Origin of the sequence: Patulibacter medicamentivorans (assembly GCF_000240225.1) — a bacterium.
GTDB classification, from domain to species: Bacteria; Actinomycetota; Thermoleophilia; order Solirubrobacterales; family Solirubrobacteraceae; genus Patulibacter; species Patulibacter medicamentivorans.
In genome coordinates this window covers 21525-40896 of record NZ_AGUD01000039.1, presented here as the reverse complement: position 1 = coordinate 40896, position 19372 = coordinate 21525, and the positions used below count along the sequence as shown (strand labels likewise).

Sequence of the window (19372 nt, the reverse complement as noted above, 5' to 3'; positions counted from 1 at the left end):
CCCGGGCGATCCGGCGCCGACGGCACGCTTCGCCTCCGGCACCGCCGAGCAGGCCGGCCCGCAGGCCGGCGGCGCGCTCGCGACCCCCGAGGCCGTCGGCGGCGGTCCGCCCGCGGGCCACGACCTGCCCCCGGTCGATCAGGGGCTGGGCGACGGGGGCGGCGGCAGGCCCCCGCGTCCGAAGCTGCGCTTCCGCTGGCTGCGGCTGCTCGGCTTGCTGGTCCCGATCGCGGCGCTGGCGATCGTCTCGACGGTCTTCGGGATGATGATGGCCGTCGCCGGCGACCTGCCCGACCTGGACACCGCCAAGGAGTTCCGCTCGGCCCGCAACTCGATCCTGCTGGACCGCAGCGGCAAGCAGATCGGTGTCCTCGCCGGCTCGAACGCGCGCTACGTCGTGACCGCCGACCAGATCGCGCCGACGATGAAGGACGCGGTCATCGCGATGGAGGACCAGCGGTTCCTCGAGAACAGCGGCGTCGACATCCGCGGCATCGCCCGCGCCGCCGTCCAGGACGTCATCAGCGGCGGGGCCGTCCAGGGCGCGTCGACGATCACCCAGCAGCTGGTGAAGATGGCGCTCGAGGCGGAGAACAAGCGGACCGTCTTCCAGAAGCTCCGCGAGGCGGCGCTCGCGTACCACATGACCCGCAAGTGGACGAAGAGCAAGATCCTCACGATGTACCTCAACCGGGTCTACTTCGGCAACGGCGCCTACGGCGTCGAGTCGGCGGCCCGCACGTACTTCGGCAAGAGCCTCGACCACGTCGGCTGCGGACGGACCCCGAACCGGCCCTGCGCCAAGGAGCTGCGCCCGGCCGAGGCCGCGCTGCTGACGGCGATCATCGCCTCGCCCTCGCGCTTCGACCCGAACGTCGACCCCGGGGCCGCGCTGCGCCGCCGCAACACCGTGCTGCTGAAGATGCTCCAGCAACGGATGCTCGATCGCGCCGAGTACGAGACGGCCCACAACGAGCCGCTGCCGCCGAAGGACCAGATCGAGCCGCCCTCGCTGGACTCCAAGAACCCCTACTTCGCCTCCTGGGTCAGCGCCCAGCTGGTCGAGCGCTACGGCGTCCAGAAGACCTACGAGGGCGGGCTGAAGGTCACGACGACGCTCGACCAGCCGCTGCAGCAGGCCGCGCAGACCGCGATCAACACCTACCTGTCCTCGCCGGACGGGCCGCAGGCGTCGCTGGTCGCGATCGACAACCCAACCGGCGAGGTCCGGGCGATGGTCGGCGGACGCAACTACCGGGCGGCGCCGTTCAACCTCGCCACCCAGGGCAAGCGCCAGCCCGGGTCGGCGTTCAAGCCCTTCACCCTCGCCCAGGCGCTGCGCGCGGGCATCTCCCCCGACTCGACCTGGACGTCGGGCAAGAAGGTCTTCCGCGTCCGCGACTCGGCCGGCAACCGCGAGCTCTTCCGCGTCACCAACGACCACAACGCCTACTCCGGCACGACGACCCTGGCCCGTGCGCTGACCTTCTCCGACAACACGGTCTACTCCGAGGTCGGGCTCAAGGTCGGCACCAAGAAGATCGCCAAGCTGATCCGCCAGATGGGCATCCGCACGCCGGTCTCCAGCAACGCCGCGCTGACGCTCGGCGCGCCGAAGCGCAACGTGACCGTGCTCGACATGGCCCACGCCTACGAGACGTTCGCGACCCGCGGCGTTCGCGTCAACGGCTCGCTCGGCGCGCCCCACGGCGGCCCGGTCGGGATCACCGAGGTCGTCAACGGCAACAAGGTCGTCCGCAACCATCCGCGCAAGATCCGCGTGCTCTCGCCGCAGGTCGCCGACACGACGACGGCGATCATGCAGTCCGTCGTCACGATCGGCACCGGCAAGCGGGCGGCCTACGGCGGCTTCGCGGCCGGCAAGACCGGCACCACGTCGAACAACGTCGACGCCTGGTTCGTCGGCTTCAGCAAGCGGCTGACGGTCGCCGTCTGGGTCGGCTACCCGAACTCCGGCAAGCCGATGCAGACCGAGTACAACGGCGAGCCGGTCGAGGGCGGCACCTACCCCGCCGCGATCTGGGGCACGTTCGTCGGCGCGGCCGAGTCGATCCTGACCGCCCGCGCCCCCAAGAACCAGCGCGAGCCGAGCGGCAGCGACGTGCCGGTCGGCGACGGCACCCAGGTGCAGGGCAGCGACGGCGGCAGCGGCACCGGGACGGACGCGACCGGCTCGGGGACCAGCACCACCGACGGCACCGGCACGACCGCCACCGACGGCGGCGGTGGCGGCGGCGGGACGGGTGGCGGCGGCGCGTCGACCACGCCGCAGACCACGCCGCCCGCGAACACGCCACCGGCCGGCGGCGCCAACGGGACCGGGTCGGGGTCGGGATCGGGGTCCGGCTCGGGCGGCGGTGGCGGTGGCGGTGGCGGCGGGGCCGGCGGTGGTGGCACCGGCGGCGCCGTGCCACTCGGCTGAGGCGGGCCCCGGGTCAGCGCCGCGCGGCGGACCGCATCGCGGGCGGCCACGGTCGCGAGACGTCGACGCTCGACGCGTCGGCGAACCGCCACGGCAGCTCGACCGCCTTGGTGATCCCGATCCGCGGTCCGTCGACCAGCTCGACCGGCCGGGCCGCGGGCGGCGGCTCGAGGATCCGGACCGCGCCGGTCGCCAGGTCGCTGCCGTCCATCTCGAGCGTGATGCCGAGGGCGACCGTCAGTCGCCCCGGACCGGCGACCAGCTCGCGCTCCGAGCGGCCGGGCCGGCGCTCGCGCATCAGCCCGACCCCCGCGAGCGGCTCGACCGCGCGGATCAGGACCGCCGCCGCCGTGCCCTCCGGCTCGCAGACCGCGTTGACCATCGCGTGGATGCCGTAGGAGCGGTAGACGTAGGCGTGGCCCGGCGGTCCGAACAGGACCCGCGTGCGATCGGTCGGCCGCGGCGGGGTGCCGTAGCCGTGGCAGGCGGGCTCGCTGTCGTGGTATGCCTCGGTCTCGACGATCCGGCCGGCGGTCGCGCCCTGGACCAGGACGCATCCGAGCAGCTCGCGCGCGACCTCGACCACGGGCCGGTCGTAGAACCGCCGCGGCAAGGCCGGCGGCGGCGACCAGTCGGGCTCGTCGCTCGCGGCCGCCCGCGCGTCGGCGCCCGCTGCCCGCCGGCCGGTCACCGTCAGGCGAGCAGCGCTCGCGCCAGGGTCAGCTGCTCGGTGACGCGGGCCGACGCCGTGCCGCCCTGGCTCTGCTTGCGCTCCAGCAGCGACAGCGGCTCGAGCAGCTCGCGGATCCACGGGCCCAGGTGCTCGCTGCGGGCGGTCAGCTCCTCGTCGGAGAGCTGCGACAGCGTGCGACCCGACTCGACCGCCTCGCGGACGAGGCCGCCGACGATCGCGTGGCACTGGCGGAACGGGACGCCGCGCTGCACGAGCGCGTCCGCCAGGTCGGTCGCGGCCAGCAACTCGTCGGCGGCCGCGGCGGCCATCCGATCGGCGCGGAAGGTCGCGCCCGAGATCATCCCCGCCGCCGCCGCCAGCGCCTGCTCGATCGTGTCGGCCGCGTCGAACAGGTGCTCCTTGTCCTCCTGCAGGTCCTTGTTGTAGGTCAGCGGCAGGGCGTGGATCACGCCGTGCAGCGCCTGCAGGTGGCCGACGATCCGCGGAGCCTTGGCCCGCAGCAGCTCGGCGCAGTCCGGGTTCTTCTTCTGCGGCATCAGCGAGCTGCCCGACGACCAGGCGTCCGGCAGCGTCAGGAAGCCGAACTCCTCGCTCGCCCACTGGACGATCTCCTGGCCCAGCCGCGAGAGGTGCGTCGCGCAGGTCGCCGCGGCGCTCAGGTAGTCGAGGACGAAGTCGCGGTTGGAGACGGCGTCGATCGAGTTCGGGGCCGGCTCGCCGAAGCCGAGCTCGGCCGCGGTCATCGTCCGGTCGGTGTCGAAGTTGACCCCGGCCAGGGCGCCGGCGCCGAGCGGCATCCGGCGCAGCGCCTGCTCGCCGGCGAAGCGGAACCGGGCGCGGTCGCGCTCGAGCATCCAGACGTAGGCCAGCAGGTGGTGGGCCAGGTAGACCGGCTGCGCCCGCTGGAGGTGGGTGTAGGCCGGCATCGGCCAGTCGCGGTGCGCCTGGGCGACGTCGATCAGCGCGCCCATCAGGGTCTCGATCGCGGTCACCGCCCGCTCGGTCGCCTCGCCGACCCACAGCGCGACGTCGGTCGCGACCTGGTCGTTGCGCGAGCGGGCGGTGTGCAGGCGGGCGCCCGGATCGCCGACGAGGGCGGTCAGGCGGCGCTCGACCGCCATGTGGATGTCCTCGTCGTCGGGCTCGAACGGGAACTCGCCGCGCTCCAGCTCGCCCTCGATCTGCTCGAACCCGCGCAGGATCGCGGCCAGGTCGTCCTCGCCGATGATGCCGCGGGCGGCCAGCATCCGGGCGTGGGCCCGCGAGCCGCGGATGTCCTGGCGCCACAGTCGGCGGTCGAACCCGAGCGACGTGTTCATCTCCCGGAAGACAGGATCCTGCGGCTCAGCGAATCGCGACATAGGTAGCCGCCAGTCTAGGTTTCGGCCACGGGTGAGCGTCGCCCGCCAGGCCGGGCGTCAGGCCGGCAGCGCACTGGCCGCCGCGTCCACGTGGACCTCCGGCGCCAGCGTCAGGAACGTCCGCAGGGCCCGCGAGAGGCTACGGTCGCGGTAGGCGAGGAAGGTCGACACCGGCGTCGCGTCCTCGAGCGGGACCAGCACGACGTCGTCCGGCGCGTGGCGACGGGCGCCGTCGGCGACGACGGCGATGCAGCGGCCGGTGCCGACCATCGCCAGCTGCGTGGCGACGTCGTGGACCTCGGCGTAGGCGGTCGGGTCGAAGCCGGCCCGGGCGCAGATCCCCTCGACGCGCAGGACCTGCCCGACCATCGCGTCGCGGGCGATCAGGCTGAACGACTCCCCGGTCAGCTCGCACGTCGACAGCGACCGCCGGCCTGCCAGGGGGTGCTCGGCGTGGAGCGCCACGGCGACCCGCTCGCGGCAGACGACGGTGAAGAGGATCGACGGGTCGGTGTGCGGGGCGACGCTGCCCGCGACGACGCCGACGTCAAGCGTCCCGTCGGCGATCCCGGCCAGCACCTGGGTCTGCGGCCGCTCGCGGATCTGGACGGTGACGTCCGGCCAGCGCGCCGCATGCTCGCGCAGCAGCGAGACCATCCCCTCGCTCGGAGTTCCGGCCGTCAGCCCGATCCGCAGGATCCCGAGCTCGCCCCGCCAGGCGCTGCGGGCCGCGTCGCTCGCCCGACCGGCGCTCTCGACGGCCCGAATCGCCTCGGGCAGGAACGCCTCGCCGGCGTCGGTCAGGACGACCCGACGGCCCGAGCGGTCGACCAGCCGGACCCCGATCGCCGACTCCAGCCGCTGCAGCTGCTGGCTGACCGCCGGCTGGGCGACGCCGAGCCGCTCGGCCGCCCGGCCGAAGTGCAGCTCCTCGGCGAGGATCGCGAAGGTCCGCAGGGCTCGAGTGGAGACATCCATCACACAACGTTATCGAGTGGCCATCGTGAAGCGATTGGACGTGATCGATCGTCGCACGTAGCGTCGAAGGGCGCCGCCGCCGATCGCGACGGCCGGACCCCGACCCGGAGCACCCATGACCTTGCAGGGCAAGACCGCCATCGTCACCGCCGCCTCGCGCGGCATCGGACGCGCGACCGCCGAGCGGCTGGCCGCCGACGGGGCCGCCGTCGTCGTCAACTGGCATCGCAGCGGTGCGGCGGCCGCCGAGGTCGTGACCGCGATCGAGGCCCGCGGCGGACAGGCGATCGCCGTCCAGGGCGACATCGGCGTCCAAGCCGACGTGGTGGAGCTGTTCGACGTCGCCGAGCAGCGGTTCGGCGGCGTCGACGTCGTGGTCAACAACGCCTCGGCCAACATCGACTCCCACGGTCCGGTCGCCGGCCTGACCGACGAGCAGATCGAGCACGCGATCGCCCTCAGCTTCCGCGGCAGCCTCGAGACGATGCGCCAGGCGGCGACCCGGCTGCGCGACGGCGGCCGGATCGTCAACGTCTCGACCGGCTACGTCCGACGCGCGTTTCCCGACGTCGGGCTCTACGCCGGGCTGAAGGCGGGGATCGACACGCTCGGCGCCTCGCTCGCCCACGAGCTGGGGCCGCGCGGGATCACCGTCAACTCGGTGCTACCCGGGCTGACGGACACCGACGGGCTCTCCGACGGCGTGCGCGAGTCGCTCGACGACTTCCTCGCCACGACGCCGCTGCGGCGGATCGCGCAGCCCCAGGAGATCGCGGCGGTGATCGCCTTCCTGGTCGGCCCCGACGGCGGCTGGATCACGGCCGAGTCGATCGCGGCGACCGGCGGGCTGGTCTAGGCGGCCCGGCGAGCGCCCCTACGCGGCGGGCGCGCCGTCGCCGGTCAGCACCGCGGTCAGCTCGGCCACCACCCGCGCGACCTGATCCTGGGTCATCGCGGGGAAGAACGGCAGCGACAGGCCGCGGGCGGCGGCGTCCTCGGTGACCGGGAACTGGCCCTCGCGGAAGCCGAACCGCTCGCGGTAGAACGAGAACAGGTGGATCGCCGGCAGGTACGGGCGGGTCTGGATCCCTCGCTCCGCCAGGGCCGTGATCGTGGCGTCGCGGTCGACGCCGCGCGGGACCCGGACCACGTAGACGAACCACGACCGCCGCTCGCCGCCGGCGTCCGGCGCCAGCAGCTCCAGGCCCGTGCGGGCGACGAGGTCGGCGAGCGCCTCGGCGTACCAGGCCGCAACCCGGGCGCGGTCGGCCAGCATGCCGTCCAGGCGATCGAGCTGGGCCAACCCGAGCGCGCACTGGATGTCGCTCAGCCGGTAGTTGAAGCCCAGCCGATCGTGGTCGAGCCACTGCATGTCGGGCGCCCGGCCCTGGTTGCGCTCGCTGTCGATCGTCGCCTTGATCGCCGGGTCGGCGGTCGCGACCAGGCCGCCCTCCCCCGTCGTCAGCTGCTTGTTGGCGTAGAAGGCGAAGATCGCCGGGTGGCCGCGCCCGCCGACCGGCGTCCCGTCGGCGTGGACCGCGCCCAGCGCCTCAGCCGCGTCCTCGACGATCGGCAGCCCGAGCGGCTCGATCCCGGCGACGTCGGCCGGCTGGCCGAAGATGTGGACCGGCAGCAGCGCGGCGGTCCGCTCGGTGACCGCCGCCGCCACGGCGTCGGCCGGGATCGTCAGCGTGTCGGGCTCGACGTCGACGAAGACCGGCGTCGCGTCCTGCATCAGGATCGTGTTGCTGGAGGCGATGAACGAGAACGGCGAGCTGATCACCTCGTCGCCCGGACCGACCCCGACCGCCCGCAGCGCCAGGTGCAGGCCGGCGGTGCCCGACGAGACCGCCGACGCGTGGTCGACGCCGAGCCGCTCGGCGAACCGCCGCTCGAACGCGAGCAGCTTCGGGCCGAGCGAGAGCTGGCCGGAGCGCAGCACCTCGAGCACGGCCTGCTCCTCGGCCTCGCCGATCACCGGCTGGGCGAGCGGGATCCGGTCCCGCTCGCCGGCCTCGCCGCTCATGCCGACTCGACCTCCGCCGGCGCCGCCGCCAGCTGCGGGCCGCGTCGTCCCGGCTGCTCGGCCCAGGCCAGCGACTCGACCAGGGCGTCCCACGAGGCGCCGATCAGGTTCTCGCCGACCCCGATCGAGCCCCAGGTCCGGTTGCCGTCGCTGGCGTCGATCAGGACCCGCGTGACCGCGCCGGTGCCCTTCGTCTCGTCGAGGATCCGGACCTTGAAGTTGACCAGCTCGATGTCGGAGAGGTGCGGGTGGACCTGGCCGATCGCGCTCCGCAGCGCGCGATCGAGCGCGTGGACCGGACCGTTGCCCTCGGCGGTGCGGACGAACCGCTCGTCGCCGATCCAGATCTTGATCGTGGCCTCGGTCTCGACCTGGCCGCCCGCTCGCTGCTCGACGATCACGCGCCAGCTCTCGAGCGTGAAGAGCGGGTCGTAGGTGCCGGTCTCCCGTCGCAGCAGCAGCTCGAAGCTGCCGTCGGCGGCCTCGAACTGGTAGCCGCGGTGCTCCAGCTCCTTGACCCGGTCGATGATCCGGACCGCCTGCGCGTCGTCGACCGAGAGCCCGGCCTCGGCCGCCTTCTCGATCACGGTGCCCTTGCCGGCCAGCTCGGAGACGAGCACGTCGCGGGCGTTGCCGACGGTCGCCGGGTCGACGTGCTCGAAGGTCGACGCGTCCGCCCGGATCCCGGCGACGTGCAGGCCGCCCTTGTGGGCGAACGCGTTGCGGCCGACGTAGGGCTGGGTGGTCCGCGGCGGGCGGTTGAGCAGCTCGTCGACGAAGTGGGCCGTCTCGGTCAGCTTCGCCAGCCGGCCCTCGGGCAGCGAGCGGATGCCCATCTTCAGCTCGAGGTCGGCGGTGATCGTCGTCAGGTTGGCGTTGCCGGTCCGCTCGCCGATCCCGTTGGTCGTGCCCTGGACGTGGGTCGCGCCGGCCTGGACCGCGAGCAGCGAGTTGGCCACCCCGCAGCCGGCGTCGTCGTGGGCGTGGATGCCGACCCGGACGTGCTCGCCCAGCTCGTCGACGACCGCCCGCACCGCCTCGTGGACCTGCATCGGCAGCGACGAGCCGTTGGTGTCGCAGAGCGTGATCGTGTCGGCGCCCGCCTCGACGGCGGCCCGTAGGCAGCGGTGGGCGTACTCGCGGTCGTCGCGCCAGGCGTCGAAGAAGTGCTCGGCGTCGTAGATCACGCGCTTGCCCTCGCCGACCAGGAACGCGACCGAGTCGGCGATCAGGCGCAGGTTCTCGGCCGGGTCGACGCGGACGACCTTCTCCAGGTGCAGGCCCCAGGTCTTGCCGACGATCGTCGTGACGTCGCAGAAGCAGTCGGCGAGGATCCGCAGCGCCGGGTCCTGGTCGGCGCGCACGTCGCGCCGGCGGGTCATGCCGAAGGCGGCGATCCGGCTCGACTCCCAGGTCTCCTGGGCGAGCAGGGCGAACAGCTCCTGCTCCTTGGGGTTCGAGGCCGGGAAGCCAGCCTCGATCAGGTGGACGCCGAGCTCGTCGAGCTTCCTGGCGACGCGCAGCTTCTCCTCGGCGGAGAGCGACATGCCCTCGCCCTGCATGCCGTCGCGGAGCGTGGCGTCGTAGAGCTCGAAGGGCCGAGAGGGTACGGAGGTGGTCATGGGTGGTGGTCTTGGGGGTTCGGACGGACATCGGACGGTGCGGATCCGCGCGCTGCTGCGCGCGGTCCGCGAATCGGTCAGGCACGGGCGACCAGGCCGTGCCGGCCCGGTGCCCTAGGGAATTCGCCGGATCGCCCGGCGCCCGATGTCGGTCCTGTCGCTCACGAGGGTCGAACCTGCTCGCGGACGGGGACCGGGTCCAGCCAGCGGCGGTAGCGCTCGTCGCGGCCGTGCAGCGCGTCCTCGAAGACCCGCTGGACCTCGCGCGTGATCGGTCCCGGCTCGCCGCCGCCGATCGCGTGGTCGTCGATCTCGCGGACCGGCGTCAGCTCGGCCGCGGTGCCGGTCACGAAGACCTCGTCGGCCAGGTACAGCTCGGCGCGGGCGATGTCGCGCTCGACCAGCTCGTAGCCGAGGTCGCGGGCGATCTCCATCACCGAGCGGCGGTTGATCCCGTCGAGGATCGAGGCGGTCTGGGGCGGCGTGAAGATCCGGCCCTCGCGGACCACGAAGATGTTCTCGCCCGAGCCCTCGCAGACCACGCCGGCCTCGTCGAGCAGGATCGCCTCGTCGTAGCCGGCCTTCGTGACCTCGATCTTGGCGAGCACCGAGTTCAGGTACTGGCCGGTCGCCTTCGCGTGCGGGATCAGGCCCGCGGGCGAGAGCCGCCGCCACGAGGAGACCTTGGCGCGCACGCCGTTGGCCTTGCCGTCGTCGCCCAGGTAGGCGCCCCACTCCCAGCAGGCGATCGCGACGTCGACCGGGGAGTCGAGCGGGCTGAGGCCCATCGGGCCCTCGCCGCGGAAGACGATCGGCCGGATGTAGCACGAGCGCAGGCCGTTGGCCGCGACCGTCTCGAGCGTCGCCTGGCGAATCTGCTCGGGCGTGAACGGGATCGGCATGTAGAACAGCTCGGCCGACTTGTACAGCCGGTCGACGTGCTCGGGGTGGCGGAAGATCGCCGGGCCGATCTCGGTGTCGTAGCAGCGGACGCCCTCGAAGACGCCGGTGCCGTAGTGCAGGGCGTGCGTCAGCACGTGCACCTTGGCCTCGTCCCAGGGGACGAGCTCGCCGTTCTTCCAGATGACGTCCGCCTGCGGCACCGCGTCGCTCCTCGTCGCTGATCGTGCTCGTTGGTCCCGCCCCAGCGAAAGCGGGTCCTCGGACTGTACGCCCTCGCGGCGCCGGACGGCGGCGGACCTGGCGCCACCGCGCCCGCCCGGCCACCCCCCGACCGGTGGGCCGAGCGCGTCCCGGGGGTGGTCGCCTCCGCCGACCGGGCGTACCGTCGATGCAGGCGTCGGGAACCGGCCTCCCAGCGGTCGGCACCCCCGTCCCCGGCGCGTCGGAGGACCATGCCCAACCGCTCCCTGCACCCCGTCATGTCGATGAAGGACCGCGACGAGCGGATCCGCGCGATGCTCGCCCTGCGCGCCGGCGCGCTCGAGGACGCGTTCCTCGACGCCGGTCACGCGCCGGACCCGATCGACGCCGAGGGCGTCGAGCACTGCCGCGTCGCCAGCGCCCCCGCCTGGCTCGGCGGCTCCCGCACCGACGACTGACCCCCTGGCGCGGGCCCCGGCCCGCGGTCGTCGCCACGACGGCCCCGTCGCCCGACCCTCTCGGCCGGGACGGCGGGGCCGTTCGTCGTTGGGGGGGGTGGCCGGAGGCCGGTCGCCAGTGGCGGTGGCCAGGGGCCGTGGCGGTGGCCAGTGGCCGTGGCGGTGGGCTGGTGGTGCGGGGTTGGCTCGGCGGGGGCCTCAGGTCGTTCGGGCCGGCCGCCTTGCGCTGGTCGATGGGCGACCGGGTGCGGTTCAGCGAAGCGCGGGGCTGGCGAGCGTCACGTCGAGGGGCGCGTGTCCCGGCTGGGCCGGCCGCGCGGCCACGGCGGGCGGCCGGGGCTGGGCGAACCGCCGGACCGCAGAAGGCGAGCGCGCACGCGACGCGGGCGGGTCCCGAGGCGCGTCTGCGGCAGCGAGGTGGCGTCATTTCCGAGCGGCACGCCGAGGTGGCGCCATTTTCGGTCGCATACCGACGGCAAATGACGCCACCTGTGCCATGAGGGGGTGAATCGACGCCACACCACCCACGCCAGGGGCGCGCGCCGACCCCCGCGCCGGCCACGGGCACCCGGCGCCTCAACGCCGCCGGCTAGTCCCCGGGCGCCCCCGCCACCTCGCGCGCGCGCTGGACGCTGAGGGTCTTCAGGCGGTCCCAGTCGACGTCGCGGAAGTTGTGCATCGGGCAGTACTTCGGGCCGCACATCGAGCAGAACTCGGCGGTCTTGAAGTAGTCGTCGGCGAGCGTCTCGTCGTGCATGCCGCGCGCCGTGTCCGGATCGACCGCCAGTTCGAACTGGCGGTTCCAGTCGAAGTCGAAGCGCGCTCGCGACAGCTCGCGGTCCCAGCGCGCCGCCCGCGCGCCGTGCGCTCCCCCGCGCGCCAGGTCGGCCGCGTGGGCCGCGATCCGGTAGGCGATCAGGCCCTGCTTGACGTCCTCGGCGTCGGGCAGGCCGAGGTGCTCCTTGGGGGTGACGTAGCAGAGCATCGAGGTGCCGTGCCAGCCGACGACGGCGGCCCCGATCGCGCTCGTGATGTGGTCGTAGCCGGGTGCGATGTCGGTCACCAGCGGCCCGAGCGTGTAGAACGGCGCCTCGCGGCAGACTCGCTGCTGCCGCTCGACGTTCTCCTGCAGCTGGTGCAGCGGCACGTGGCCCGGGCCCTCGACCATGCACTGGACGCCCGCGTCCCAGCAGCGACCGACGAGCTCGCCGAGGGTGTCGAGCTCGGCGAACTGGGCCGCGTCGGAGGCGTCGGCGATCGACCCCGGCCGCAGGCCGTCGCCGAGCGAGATCGTGACGTCGTGGCGGGCGCAGATCGCCAGCACGTCGTCGAAGCGCTCGTAGAGCGGGTTCTCCTGCTCGTGGTGGACCATCCAGCGGGCCAGCAGCCCGCCCCCGCGCGACACGATCCCGGTCGTCCGGTGCTGGCAGAGCGCCAGGTGGCTCAGCAGCACGCCGGCGTGGATCGTCATGTAGTCGACGCCCTGCTCGGCCTGCTCGCCGATCACGTCGAGCAGGATCTCGGCCGTCAGGTCCTCGGGCTTCTTGACTCGCTCGAGCGCCTCGTAGATCGGGACGGTGCCGATCGGGACCGTGGCGACGTCGATGATCGCCTCGCGGGTCTCGCGGATCCGCTTGCCGGTCGACAGGTCCATCACCGTGTCGGCGCCCCAGCGCTGCGAGAGGGCGAGCTTCTCGACCTCCTCGTCGAGCGACGACGTCGTCGGGCTGGACCCGATGTTGGCGTTGATCTTGACCCGCGCCTTGAGCCCGATCGCCATCGGGTCGAGGGCCGCGTGGTGGAGGTTGGCCGGGATCACCATCCGACCGCGCGCGACCTCGTCGCGCACCGCCTCGGGATCCAGCGCCTCGCGCTCGGCGACCCGTGCCACCTCCGGCGTGATCGCTCCCTCGCGAGCCGCGCGCAGCTGCGTGCGCGGGGTTCCGTCGTCCGGGAAGACGTGCCGTTCCATGATGCTCCCTCCGCCGGTATGAACCGGATCAGGTCGTCGGGTCAGCGCGGCGTCAGCGCAATCTCAGCCCCCTGCCTGGGACTCCCCGGATGTGTGTGGTTCCCGGACCCTATCCGCTGCGGCGGTCGCCCCGGCGCAGCGCTGCCGCGACGTTGCCCGTTCGTTGCGCCGCGCCGTTCCCGGCCCTGGGTGACAGATGTGCAACCTGTTGTCCACCTGGATCAGTCAGGATGCCCGTCATGCGAGGACTGCGAACCCTGCCCGTGGCCGTCGCGGCCGCGATCGCCCTGGCCGCCCCGGCGGCCGCGCCGGCCGCCTCGGCCAGCGCCCGCGAGACCGCCCCGGCGTCGAAGACCCAGTACCTGCAGAGCGGCCAGTACGCCAGGGACGTCGTCGCCGCGGCCGCGCCGGCGACCGCCTGGATCCGCAAGCGCAGCGACCAGGCGATCCAGCTGACGGCCGCCTGCAAGGCCTACGGGCTGGCGATCGGCGCGGACGGCAAGCCCGGCACCGCGACCGTCCGCGAGCCGACCGCCGAGCAGCTCGCGACCGCCGCTCGGACCGCCGCCGCCGCCAAGCGCGCGGCGCGCAGGGCCAACAGCGCCCGCACCGCCGCCCGCCGGATCGCCAAGCGCAAGGGCGCGACCAGGACCGCGATCCGCCAGGCCGCGCGGAAGGCGACGGCGCTTCGCCGCAAGGCCCGCTCCGCCGCCCGCACGGCCCAGGCCGCGGCCGCCGCGGCCGTTCCGCCGTCGATCGCCCGTCCGACCGCGTCGGCCTGCCGCGGCCTCGGCCCGCTGGCCGTCGTCTTCGACATCGACGAGACGCTGCTGTCGAACTACATCGGGGTGCCGGGATCGGACCCCGAGAGCGGCTCGGTCGGCCAGTTCCCCGGCGCGCTGAGCGGCACCGGCACGAAGATGCCCGGCGTCTCGGACGCCTACTTCGAGGCCCGCAAGCGCGGCATGGCGATCTTCCTGATCACCGCCCGCCCGGTGATCGTCCCCGGCCTCCGCGAGACGACCGTCCGCAACCTGCGGGCCGTCGGCTACGACCGCTGGGACGGGCTCTCGTTCAAGGAGAACCCGTTCGCCAGCTCGGCGACCTACAAGACCGCCGAGCGAGCGGCGATCGAGGCCCGCGGGTACCGGATCGTCGCCAACGTCGGCGACCAGACGAGCGACATCGTCGGCGGCCACTCCGAGCGGACGTTCAAGCTGCCGAACCCGTTCTACACGGGCTAGGCGGCGGCCCGGCGGGCGGTCACCACCAGCCGCCCGCCCCGCGCCGGGATCATCGTCACGTTGCGGTAGCGCCCCGGCTCGGCCGCCGGGTCCGGCGCCGTCATCTCGGTCCGGCGCACGATCTCGCGCAGCACGATCCGCAGCTCGGCCATCGCCAGCGCGCTGCCCAGGCAGCGGCGGATGCCGCCCCCGAACGGGATCCAGGTGTAGGTGCCCGGCTTGACGCCCACGAACCGCTCCGGCCGGAAGGCGCGCGGGTCCGGGTAGACGTCCGGGCGCTGGTGCAGCAGCAGGATGCTGATCAGGACCCACGACCCGGCCGGCACCGCGTGGTCGCCGAAGCGCCACGGCACGGTCACCTCGCGCGCGATCGTCGGGATCACCGGTCGGATCCGCATCGACTCGTGGATCACCGCGTCCAGGTACCCGTCGTCGTCCTCGCCCGACCGCGCCACGTCGCACAGCCGCGCGTAGGCGTCGGGCGTCCGCAGCAGCCGCTCGAAGGTCCACGCCAGCGTGCTGGCGGTCGTCTCGTGGCCGGCGAGCACCAGGGTCAGCAGCTCGTTGCGCAACTCGAGGTCGGTCAGGCGCTCGCCGTCCTCGGTCTCGGCGTCGAGCAGCAGCGAGAGCACGTCGTGGCGGGCCCCGGGCTCGTGGGTCGCCCGGCGCTCGGCGATCACGGGGTAGATCGCCCGGTCGAGCATCCGCATCGCCAGCCGCTGCGGGCCGACCGCCTCGTCGCGACCGCGGTTGAGCAGCTCCGCGAGCTTCGCGCCGGGGCCGACCGACGCGGCCAGGATCCCCCGCACGATCCGCCGCAGGCGGTGCTCGTGGGTCCCCGGGGCCGGCCGTCCCTCGATCCCGAAGATCCCGGCCAGGATCACGTCGAGCGTGATCGCCTGGGCGGCCGGGGCGAGGGCGAACGGCCGGCCGACCGGCCACTCGGCGATCTCGCGCTCGGCGGCGGCCTGGATCTGCTGCTGGTAGCGGGCGATCGCCTCGCCGTGGAACGGCGGCAGCAGCAGCTTGCGCTGGCGCATGTGGCGCGGGCCGATCGCCGTCAGGACCGCGCGGTCGCCGACGATCGGCCGCAGCGCCGACTCGCGAGTCAGCGACGGCGCCAGGCGCGGGTCGGCGGTGAACAGCGACTTGACGTGGTCGGGGTGGTTGACGACGGTCAGCGGCGGGTCGCCGCCGGTCGCGATGTCGACGCCGAAGACGTCCCCGTGGCGACGCTGGGCGGCGCGCACGAAGGCGCCCTGGCGGACGCTCATCCGCAGCACCTGCAGCCGGCGCGGCAGATCGACCAGCGGCGGCAGCGGCAGCCGCGACGCCTCGATCGCGTCCAGCGCGCCCGCGGGCGAGGCCGCCGCCGTGGTCGCTCCCGCCGCTTCGATGCTGCTGATCGCCATCGCTCCGCCCGCTTCCCGTCCGCCCGCTATTGGACGCAACGTAGAATAGAGCGATGAGCGTCATCCGTGACATGCCGCACAGTTCCCGGACCTAGACTGGCGCGCGATGGCGATCCGTACCCGCCTGCCGGTCGAGCAGCGCCGCGAGCAGGTGCTCGAGGCGGCGATGGGGCTGTTCGCCGAGCAGCCCTTCGAGCAGCTGTCGATGGACCAGATCGCGAGCGCCTGCGGGATCTCGCGGGCACTGCTCTACCACTACTTCGGCGGCAAGCGCGAGCTCTACGTCGAGACGATCCGCGCCGCCTCGGGCCGACTGGCGGCCCAGCGGACCGACCGCTCCCGCCCGGAGGACGAGCAGCTGCGCCAGGGGCTGCGCGAGTACTTCGGCAGCGTCCGCAAGGCGCCGGCCGCCCACGTCGCGTTCCGTCGGGCGGCGGCCACCGACCCCGAGATCGCGGCGATCGTGGCGCGCACCCGCGAGGCGTTCGCGCAGCGGGTCGCGGCCGCGATCCCGGGCGCCGCGGACTCGCCGCTGGCCCTGGCCGCGATCCGCTCCTGGGTGGCCGCGGTCGAGGCCGCGGCGGGCGACTGGATCGTCCGCGGCGAGCCGGAGATCGAGTCGCTGGTCGAGGTCCTCGCCGAGGCCCTCGTCGGCGCGATCGGCGCCGCCTCCCGGCTCGATCGGTCGATCGTCCCGCCGGAGGCCGACCCGGAGCCCCGCGGGTGACCGCGACCGGCCGCCGGCGTCGCGCCGGCGGCCGGACCCGATCAGGCCAGCCGGCGGCGGACGGCGTCGAGCGCCTCCGCGGTGGTCGCGGTGCCGCCGAGGTCGCGGGTCCGCAGGCCGTCGCCGAGCGCGCCGTCGACGGCGGCCTCGATCGCGGTCGCCTCGGCCTCGAGCCCGAGCCCGTGGCGCAGCAGCATCGCCGCCGACAGGAAGGTCGCCAGCGGGTTGGCGATCCCCTGACCGGCGATGTCCGGCGCCGAGCCGTGGACGGGCTCGAAGAGGCCGGGGCCGTCGGGGTTGCCGACCGACGCCGACGGCAGCATCCCGAGCGAGCCCGAGAGCATCGCCGCCGCGTCGCTGAGGATGTCGCCGAAGAGGTTCTCCGTGACGATCACGTCGAACTGGGTCGGACGGGCGATCAGCTCCATCGCGCACGAGTCGACCAGCTGGTCCTCGAGCTGGACCTCGGCGTAGTCGGCGCCGTGGACCTCGTGGACGACCTGGCGCCACTGGCGCGAGGTCTCCAGCACGTTGGCCTTGTCGACCGAGTGGACGAGGTTGCGGCGCTTGCGGGCCGCGTCGAAGGCGACGCGGGCGATCCGGTCGACCTCGGCGACGGTGTAGTGGCAGAGGTCCGAGGCGTCGGTGGCGGTGCGGGTCTTCTCGCCGAAGTAGATCCCGCCGGTCAGCTCGCGGACGACCAGCAGGTCGGTGCCGTCGAGGATCTCGCGCTTCAGCGCCGAGGCGTCGTAGAGCGCCGGGACCGGCCGCACCGGCCGCAGGTTGGCGAACAGGCCGAGCTGCTTGCGCAGGCCGAGCAGCCCCTGCTCGGGACGCGGCTTGGACGGGTCGGTGGTGTCCCACTTCGGCCCGCCGACGGCGGCCAGCAGCACGGCGTCCGAGCGCTTGCAGGCGTCGAGCGTCTCGTCGGTCAGCGCGGTGCCGTGGACGTCGATCGAGGCGCCGCCGAACGGGTGCTCGGTGAACGTGAAGTCCCCCAGCTCCCCCAGCAGCTCGAGGGTCGGCGCGGTGATCTCCGGGCCGATCCCGTCACCGGGGAGGACTGCGATCGAGTGCGACATAGGCGGTGGAGGGTAGTGGGGTCATGCGCCGCGCAGCCGCGCGGCGATCTGGTCGGGGCTCTCGCCGGCTCCGGCATCGCCGCCGGCCCGGACGGCGCTGATGTTCAGGCGCTCGTAGTGGATCGTGATCGGCTCGCCGCCGGCGCTCGCCAGCTCGCTCCGGACGGCCTCGACGAAGTCGTCGTGGACCTCGACCGGCAGCCGGTCGAGGTGGGCGCCGAGGACCACCGCGTGCAGGAACGAGTAGGCGTCGTCCGGCGTCACGTCGCGCGGCTCCAGCCAGCAGCGGACGTCGACGAAGCCGGCCGCGCGCAGGCGGGCCTCGGTCTCCTCCGGGCCGCCGAAGTTCCACGGGCCGTCCCAGCCGGTGAAGGCGGTCGCCCACGGCTCGCGCTGGCGCAGCCGGTCGATCGCCGCCTCGACGTCGGCGACGTTGCCGGCCCCGCCGCACTGCGCCTCGAGCCGTCCGCCCGGGCGCAGCACGCCGGCCAGCCGCGCGAACAGCAGCTCGTGGTCGGCGATCCAGTGGAACGTCGCCGACGAGACGACGGCGTCGACCGGGTCCGGCAGCGCCAGCTCGGTCAGGTCCTGCAGCACCAGCTCGACCGTCGGCGGCAGCAGCTTGAGGGCCTGCTCGATCATCGCCGGCGAGCCGTCGACGCCGATCAGGCGCCCGCGCGGCAGCCGCTGCACCAGTTGGGCGGTGACCTTGCCGCTGCCGCAGCCGGCGTCGAGCACGGTCTCGTCGCCGCGCAGCTCCAGCCGCCCGAGGACGTCGGCGCCCCAGCCGGCGTGCGGCTGCGAGACGCGGTGGTAGACGCCGGCCTCCCAGTCGCGCGGGCCGTCGGAGGCGGGCGGGGTCCGGTCGTCGCTCATGCCGCCACCGCCAGCGTCGCCGCGTCCCGCCAGCCCGCGTAGACGGCGAACCGCCACTGCTTGAAGACGCAGTCGGCCTCGGCGAAGCCGGCCTCGCGCAGCCACCGGACCTGATCCTCGACCGGCGCCGGACGGTCGAGCGCCATCCGCGCGTCGGCCTCGGCCCGCTGCTGCGGCGTGATCCCGGCGGCGGCGATCTGGGCGCCCCAGCGCTCGACGTTGAGGGCGTCGACGGCCGGCGTCGGCCCCGCGATCTGCTCGGCGTTGACGAACACGCCACCCGGCCGCAGCCGCTCGCGGACCCGGCGGAACAGCGCCCGCTTGGCGTCGTCGTCCAGGTGGTGGATCGCCAGCGACGAGACGACCACGTCGTAGTCGCCCGCCGGCCACGGGTCCTGCATGCTCGCGAGCGCGTAGGTCACGCGGTCGCCGAGATCGGCCAGCCGCGTGCGCGCCTGCTCCAGCATCCCGGGGGCCTCGTCCAGCAGCACCAGCTCGGCCTGCGGCAGCGCGTCGGCGACCGCCGCCGACAGCAGCCCGGTCCCGGCACCGAGGTCGAGCACGCGCGCGGGACCGCCGCGGCCGAGCGCGGCGACCTCGACGGCGGTGCCGTAGAAGGCGTCGAACGGCGGGATCAGCTGCCGGCGCTGGTCGTCATAGCCGGTCGACCAGCGGTCGTACCAGCCGGCGGAGGGGGCCGCCCCCTCCGCCGTCGTGTCGAAGGGAGCGGTCATGCGCGTCCTCCTAGGCGACGGGGGTCGTGGCGATCGGGTCCTCGGCGGGGAGGTCGAGCGAGCTCGGCCCCGACCAGGCGCGCTGCGCCTGACGGGCCTCGTAGGCGTCGATCTTGTCGCCCTCGGCCAGCGTCAGGCTGATGTCGTCGAGGCCGTTCAGCAGCCGGTGCTTGGTCTCGGGGTCGATCTCGAACGGGAACGACTCCCCCCCGGCCTCGACCGTCTGCGCCTCGAGGTCGATCCGGGCCTGACCGGCGGCGGCGATCCTGCGGACCTGGTCCTCCGGCAGCTCGACCGGCAGCAGGCCGATCTTGGTCGAGTTGGAGTAGAAGATGTCGGCCAGCGACGTCGCGACGATCGCCTTGAAGCCGGCATCCTCGAGCGCCCACGGCGCGTGCTCGCGGCTCGAGCCGGAGCCGAAGTTGGCGCCGGCGGTCAGGATCGGGTTGCCGATCTCGACGTTCCAGTCGGGCGCCTGCTTGGCGTCGTGGAACAGGTACTCGCCGAAGCCGGTGCGCTCGACCCGCTTCATGAAGCGGGCGGGGATGATCTGGTCGGTGTCGACGTCGTCGCGGTGCAGGTCGGAGACCTTGCCCTCGATGATCTTCACGGGATCCATGGTCGTGTCCTCTCGAAGCT

The 19372-nt window shown here is 73.8% G+C and carries 17 protein-coding genes and 1 riboswitch; of the genes, 5 read left to right on the top strand and 12 right to left on the bottom strand.

Annotation, left to right across the window (positions count from 1 at the left end; genetic code table 11):
- A partial coding sequence (locus tag PAI11_RS23895) for a transglycosylase domain-containing protein (RefSeq protein ID WP_050897102.1) occupies window positions 1–2443 on the top strand: 2443 nt, incomplete at its 5' end.
- A 13-nt stretch (window positions 2444–2456) separates the two neighbouring features.
- Here PAI11_RS23895 and PAI11_RS04550 read toward each other — a convergent pair.
- From PAI11_RS04550 to PAI11_RS23890, 3 genes are all read right to left on the bottom strand, one after another.
- Window positions 2457–3056, bottom strand: a complete 600-nt coding sequence (locus PAI11_RS04550) for a DNA-3-methyladenine glycosylase (protein WP_040598379.1) — start codon at window positions 3054–3056, stop codon at window positions 2457–2459.
- 80 nt (window positions 3057–3136) lie between these two features.
- Window positions 3137–4498 (bottom strand): argininosuccinate lyase, encoded by a 1362-nt coding sequence (gene argH, locus PAI11_RS04545; protein ID WP_007571310.1) that lies wholly within the window; start codon window positions 4496–4498, stop codon window positions 3137–3139.
- A gap of 57 nt (window positions 4499–4555) precedes the next feature.
- On the bottom strand, window positions 4556–5476 hold the full coding sequence (locus PAI11_RS23890; RefSeq protein WP_007571309.1) for a LysR substrate-binding domain-containing protein: 921 nt from the start codon (window positions 5474–5476) through the stop codon (window positions 4556–4558).
- A gap of 115 nt (window positions 5477–5591) precedes the next feature.
- Here PAI11_RS23890 and PAI11_RS04535 point away from each other — a divergent pair, with 115 nt between their 5' ends.
- Window positions 5592–6332, top strand: coding sequence for an SDR family oxidoreductase (locus PAI11_RS04535; RefSeq protein ID WP_040598352.1), 741 nt, complete (start codon window positions 5592–5594; stop codon window positions 6330–6332).
- A gap of 18 nt (window positions 6333–6350) precedes the next feature.
- Here PAI11_RS04535 and PAI11_RS04530 read toward each other — a convergent pair whose 3' ends face one another.
- The 3 genes from PAI11_RS04530 to PAI11_RS04520 all read right to left on the bottom strand — a co-directional run bounded on the left by PAI11_RS04530 (window position 6351) and on the right by PAI11_RS04520 (window position 10227).
- On the bottom strand, window positions 6351–7502 hold the full coding sequence (locus PAI11_RS04530) for a DegT/DnrJ/EryC1/StrS family aminotransferase (protein ID WP_007571307.1): 1152 nt from the start codon (window positions 7500–7502) through the stop codon (window positions 6351–6353).
- On the bottom strand, window positions 7499–9124 hold the full coding sequence (gene cimA, locus PAI11_RS04525; RefSeq protein ID WP_007571305.1) for a citramalate synthase: 1626 nt from the start codon (window positions 9122–9124) through the stop codon (window positions 7499–7501). Before cimA ends, PAI11_RS04530 begins: the two co-directional genes overlap by 4 nt.
- Window positions 9125–9285: 161 nt before the next feature.
- Entirely contained in the window at window positions 9286–10227 is a 942-nt protein-coding gene (locus PAI11_RS04520; RefSeq protein WP_007571304.1) for a branched-chain amino acid transaminase, read from the bottom strand.
- A gap of 252 nt (window positions 10228–10479) precedes the next feature.
- On the opposite strand from PAI11_RS04520, the gene PAI11_RS04515 reads away from it, so the two are divergent.
- Window positions 10480–10686, top strand: coding sequence for a hypothetical protein (locus tag PAI11_RS04515; protein ID WP_138974098.1), 207 nt, complete (start codon window positions 10480–10482; stop codon window positions 10684–10686).
- 589 nt (window positions 10687–11275) lie between these two features.
- Here the strand turns inward: PAI11_RS04515 and thiC are convergent.
- Window positions 11276–12658 (bottom strand): phosphomethylpyrimidine synthase ThiC, encoded by a 1383-nt coding sequence (gene thiC, locus PAI11_RS04510; RefSeq protein WP_081488256.1) that lies wholly within the window; start codon window positions 12656–12658, stop codon window positions 11276–11278.
- Window positions 12647–12756: riboswitch (TPP riboswitch) on the bottom strand. (Overlaps the previous gene by 12 nt.)
- A 141-nt stretch (window positions 12757–12897) precedes the next feature.
- Here thiC and PAI11_RS23885 point away from each other — a divergent pair.
- Complete coding sequence (locus PAI11_RS23885) at window positions 12898–13902, top strand: HAD family acid phosphatase (RefSeq protein WP_138974097.1); 1005 nt, start codon at window positions 12898–12900, stop codon at window positions 13900–13902.
- Here PAI11_RS23885 and PAI11_RS04500 read toward each other — a convergent pair.
- Window positions 13899–15314, bottom strand: coding sequence for a cytochrome P450 (locus tag PAI11_RS04500; protein ID WP_007571297.1), 1416 nt, complete (start codon window positions 15312–15314; stop codon window positions 13899–13901). The two genes, PAI11_RS23885 and PAI11_RS04500, sit on opposite strands and share 4 nt — an antisense overlap.
- Before the next feature lie 106 nt (window positions 15315–15420).
- Between PAI11_RS04500 and PAI11_RS04495 the strand changes: the two genes are divergently transcribed.
- Complete coding sequence (locus PAI11_RS04495) at window positions 15421–16041, top strand: TetR/AcrR family transcriptional regulator (RefSeq protein ID WP_040598348.1); 621 nt, start codon at window positions 15421–15423, stop codon at window positions 16039–16041.
- A 41-nt stretch (window positions 16042–16082) separates the two neighbouring features.
- Here PAI11_RS04495 and leuB read toward each other — a convergent pair whose 3' ends face one another.
- From leuB to leuD, 4 genes are read right to left on the bottom strand one after another with little or no spacing between them, the layout of a single operon-like run.
- Window positions 16083–17123 (bottom strand): 3-isopropylmalate dehydrogenase, encoded by a 1041-nt coding sequence (leuB, locus tag PAI11_RS04490; RefSeq protein ID WP_007571295.1) that lies wholly within the window; start codon window positions 17121–17123, stop codon window positions 16083–16085.
- 21 nt (window positions 17124–17144) lie between these two features.
- Window positions 17145–17999 (bottom strand): class I SAM-dependent methyltransferase, encoded by an 855-nt coding sequence (locus PAI11_RS04485; RefSeq protein ID WP_007571294.1) that lies wholly within the window; start codon window positions 17997–17999, stop codon window positions 17145–17147.
- The gene (locus PAI11_RS04480; RefSeq protein ID WP_007571293.1) at window positions 17996–18733 is read right to left on the bottom strand and encodes a class I SAM-dependent methyltransferase; all 738 of its coding nucleotides are present in this window, start codon (window positions 18731–18733) and stop codon (window positions 17996–17998) included. The genes PAI11_RS04485 and PAI11_RS04480 overlap by 4 nt, the downstream gene beginning before the upstream one ends.
- Before the next feature lie 10 nt (window positions 18734–18743).
- Entirely contained in the window at window positions 18744–19352 is a 609-nt protein-coding gene (gene leuD, locus PAI11_RS04475; RefSeq protein WP_007571291.1) for a 3-isopropylmalate dehydratase small subunit, read from the bottom strand.
- Window positions 19353–19372: the final 20 nt, after the last annotated feature.

Bases quoted from the DNA above. Each gene is read 5' to 3' on its own strand.
- PAI11_RS04535 (WP_040598352.1), top strand. From the start codon at position 5,592: ATGACCTTGCAGGGCAAGACCGCCATCGTCACCGCCGCCTCGCGCGGC.
- PAI11_RS23885 (WP_138974097.1), top strand. From the start codon at position 12,898: ATGCGAGGACTGCGAACCCTGCCCGTGGCCGTCGCGGCCGCGATCGCC.
- PAI11_RS04500 (WP_007571297.1), bottom strand. From the start codon at position 15,314: ATGGCGATCAGCAGCATCGAAGCGGCGGGAGCGACCACGGCGGCGGCC.
- leuD (WP_007571291.1), bottom strand. From the start codon at position 19,352: ATGGATCCCGTGAAGATCATCGAGGGCAAGGTCTCCGACCTGCACCGC.
- PAI11_RS04480 (WP_007571293.1), bottom strand. From the start codon at position 18,733: ATGACCGCTCCCTTCGACACGACGGCGGAGGGGGCGGCCCCCTCCGCC.
- PAI11_RS04485 (WP_007571294.1), bottom strand. From the start codon at position 17,999: ATGAGCGACGACCGGACCCCGCCCGCCTCCGACGGCCCGCGCGACTGG.
- cimA (WP_007571305.1), bottom strand. From the start codon at position 9,124: ATGACCACCTCCGTACCCTCTCGGCCCTTCGAGCTCTACGACGCCACG.
- leuB (WP_007571295.1), bottom strand. From the start codon at position 17,123: ATGTCGCACTCGATCGCAGTCCTCCCCGGTGACGGGATCGGCCCGGAG.
- argH (WP_007571310.1), bottom strand. From the start codon at position 4,498: ATGTCGCGATTCGCTGAGCCGCAGGATCCTGTCTTCCGGGAGATGAAC.
- PAI11_RS23890 (WP_007571309.1), bottom strand. From the start codon at position 5,476: ATGGATGTCTCCACTCGAGCCCTGCGGACCTTCGCGATCCTCGCCGAG.
- PAI11_RS04495 (WP_040598348.1), top strand. From the start codon at position 15,421: ATGGCGATCCGTACCCGCCTGCCGGTCGAGCAGCGCCGCGAGCAGGTG.
- thiC (WP_081488256.1), bottom strand. From the start codon at position 12,658: ATGGAACGGCACGTCTTCCCGGACGACGGAACCCCGCGCACGCAGCTG.
- PAI11_RS04530 (WP_007571307.1), bottom strand. From the start codon at position 7,502: ATGAGCGGCGAGGCCGGCGAGCGGGACCGGATCCCGCTCGCCCAGCCG.
- PAI11_RS04515 (WP_138974098.1), top strand. From the start codon at position 10,480: ATGCCCAACCGCTCCCTGCACCCCGTCATGTCGATGAAGGACCGCGAC.